Annotated in this window: 2 protein-coding genes; both read left to right on the top strand. The window is 75.5% G+C overall.

What is annotated here, in order from left to right; translation table 11 throughout:
• The first annotated feature begins 315 nt into the window (after positions 1-315).
• The gene (locus tag D450_RS30910; protein ID WP_241483241.1) at positions 316-1,416 is read left to right on the top strand and encodes an NADPH:quinone oxidoreductase family protein; all 1,101 of its coding nucleotides are present in this window, start codon (positions 316-318) and stop codon (positions 1,414-1,416) included.
• A 143-nt stretch (positions 1,417-1,559) separates the two neighbouring features.
• Positions 1,560-2,345, top strand: coding sequence for an SDR family oxidoreductase (locus D450_RS0121945; RefSeq protein WP_017540790.1), 786 nt, complete (start codon positions 1,560-1,562; stop codon positions 2,343-2,345).
• The last annotated feature ends 245 nt before the right edge of the window (positions 2,346-2,590 follow it).

The raw sequence follows: 2,590 nt of genomic DNA, 5'->3' as shown, positions 1-2,590 counted from the left end.
CCCGGCAGGCAGGCCGGAGCGGGGTACCTGCCGCCCCGTCGCCGCCCATCTCCCCGCACTCCGGCGGGCCGGTGCCCGGCCGGGGCCCATGAGCGGGGTACCCGCCTGCGCCGCCGTCGCTGCTTGCCGCCGGTACCGCCGGGGCCCCGCCGCCCGGCTGGCAGCCGTGAGTGGGGCACCTGCCGTCCCGTCGTTGCCGCTGCTGTTGCCGGACCGCGAGGGGCCCGGCGGCCGACCGGAGGCCCCGGGGAACCGCCCGGCCCTGTCGTCGCTGCTCACTGCCCTGGCCATGTGCGGACCCGTCGGGCGCCGTGGATGTGGGCGGGGGTGGACCCGTTCGGCCGGGCCGCCGGTGCGGCGCCGCCATCGAGCCGTCCGGGTGGGAGGAGGTCGCTGCACCCGCGTCCGCCCCTTGACGGGGGTGCCTGTGCGCGATTCACTGGCCGACGACGATTACCGACCGGTTGGTATCCCCATGAGGTGGAGGCGGAAGTGAAGTCGTTGCGCGTGCACGGCCCCGGCGAGCCGAAGGACGTCCTGCGGGTGGAGGAGGTCGACCGTCCGGAGCCCGGGGAAGGCCAGGTCCTGGTCCGGGTGCGCTCCGCCGCGGTGAACTTCCCCGACGCGCTACTGTGCCGCGGCACCTACCAGATCAAGCCCGATCCCCCCTTCACTCCGGGCGTCGAGCTGTGCGGCGAGGTGGTCCAGGCCGGGCCCGGCGCGTCCGCCCCCGCCGAGGGCACGCGCGTGCTCGGCACCGCCTCCCTCCCCGACGGGGCCTTCGCCGAGTACGCCCTGATGCCCGCCGACGCGGTCTTCCCCGCCCCCGACGCCCTCACCGACGACGAGGCCGCCTCGCTGTTCATCGGCTACCAGACCGGCTGGTTCGCCCTCCACCGCCGTGCGGCCCTGCAGCCCGGCGAGACCGTGCTGGTGCACGCCGCCGCCGGCGGCGTGGGCAGCGCCGCCGTGCAGCTGGCCAAGGCCGCCGGGGCGCGGGTCATCGGCGTGGTCGGCGGGCCGGACAAGGCCCGGGTGGCCGCCGAGCTCGGCGCCGACGTCGTGGTCGACCGCCGCTCGCAGGACTTCGTCGAGGTCGTCAAGGCCGAGACCGCCGGGCGCGGCGCCGACGTCGTCTTCGACCCGGTCGGCGGCGACTCCTTCGCGCGCTCCACCAAGTGCATCGCCTTCGAGGGGCGGATCGTGATCATCGGGTTCGCCTCCGGGACCATCCCCGAACAGGCGCTCAACCACGTGCTGATCAAGAACTACTCGCTGCTGGGCCTGCACTGGGGCCTGTACCAGCGCCGCGCCCCCGAGCTCATCCCCCAGGCGCACGACCACCTCACCGAACTCGCCGGCAAGGGCCTGGTCAAGCCGCTGGTGAGCGAGCGGGTCGGGTTCGACGGGCTNTAAAGCCGCTGGTGAGCGAGCGGGTCGGGTTCGACGGGCTGGCCGACGGCGTGCAGCGGCTGGCCGACGGCGCGACCGTGGGCCGCCTGGTGTTCGCCCCCTCCGCCTGACCCCGACCGCTCCGCCCCCCACTCCGAGGAGTCCCCGTGCCCGGAACCTTCTCCGTCCCCGGAACCATCGCGGTCGTCACCGGCGCCGCCGGAGGCATCGGCCGCGCCGTGGCCGAACGGCTGCTCGCCGACGGCGCGGCCCGGGTCGTCGTCGCCGACCGGGACGGCGAGCGCGCCCGCGCCACCGCCGAGGAGCTCGGCCCCCGCGCGTCCTGGGAGGCGTTCGACGTCGCCGACGAGGGAGCCGTCGCCGCCGCCGTCAAGAGGATCTGGGACGGCGTCGGCCCCGTCGACCTGTGGTGCTCCAACGCGGGCGTCGGAGCGGGCGAGGGGCTGGGCGACGACGCCGACTGGGACCTGTCCTGGCGGGTGCACGTGATGGCGCACGTCTACGCGGCCCGCGCGCTCTTCCCGCGGATGGCCGGGCGCGGCGGCCACTTCCTGGTCACCGCCTCGGCGGCCGGGCTGCTGACCAACCTCGACACCGCCCCCTACACCGTCACCAAGCACGGCGCGGTGGCGCTCGCCGAGTGGCTGGCCATCCGCCACGGAGACGAGGGCATCGGGGTCTCGTGCCTGTGCCCGCAAGGCGTCAACACCGCCATGACCGCGGGCGACGGCTCATCGGCCTCCACCCGCCTGGGCGGGCAGTACCTGGAGCCGGAGGAGGTCGCCGATTGCGTCGCCGCGGCGCTGCGCGACGGGCGCTTCCTGATCCTGCCGCACCCCGAGGCCGCCGAGTTCGAGCGCCGCCGCGCGCAGGACCGGGACCGCTGGCTGAAGGGCATGCGCAAGGCCTGGGCCAAGCTCAAGGGCGCGTAAGCGGGCGTGAGGAGGGGCGGCCGACCAGGCTCGGAGCGTTGAGGGGGTCTCGCTGCAGCGGCTGCGGACGCGGCGGTGGTGCCCGCGGCCCGGTGTTCCTGCCGCCGCCGAAAGCTCCAGAACGCCGAAGGGTGAAGGGACACCGTGCTCTGGCTGGTGGGAGTGGGCCGGACCGGCCCGAAGACCCTGGCCTGCACGTGCCTGGTGCGTAATGTCGACGCCGTTCAGGGGGCACGTCCGCTGGG

The organism is Nocardiopsis halophila DSM 44494, assembly GCF_000341245.1.
Classification (GTDB): domain Bacteria; phylum Actinomycetota; class Actinomycetes; order Streptosporangiales; family Streptosporangiaceae; genus Nocardiopsis_A; species Nocardiopsis_A halophila.
Note: the sequence above shows the minus strand (reverse complement) of the source record. Positions and strands in the feature narration are given on the sequence as shown.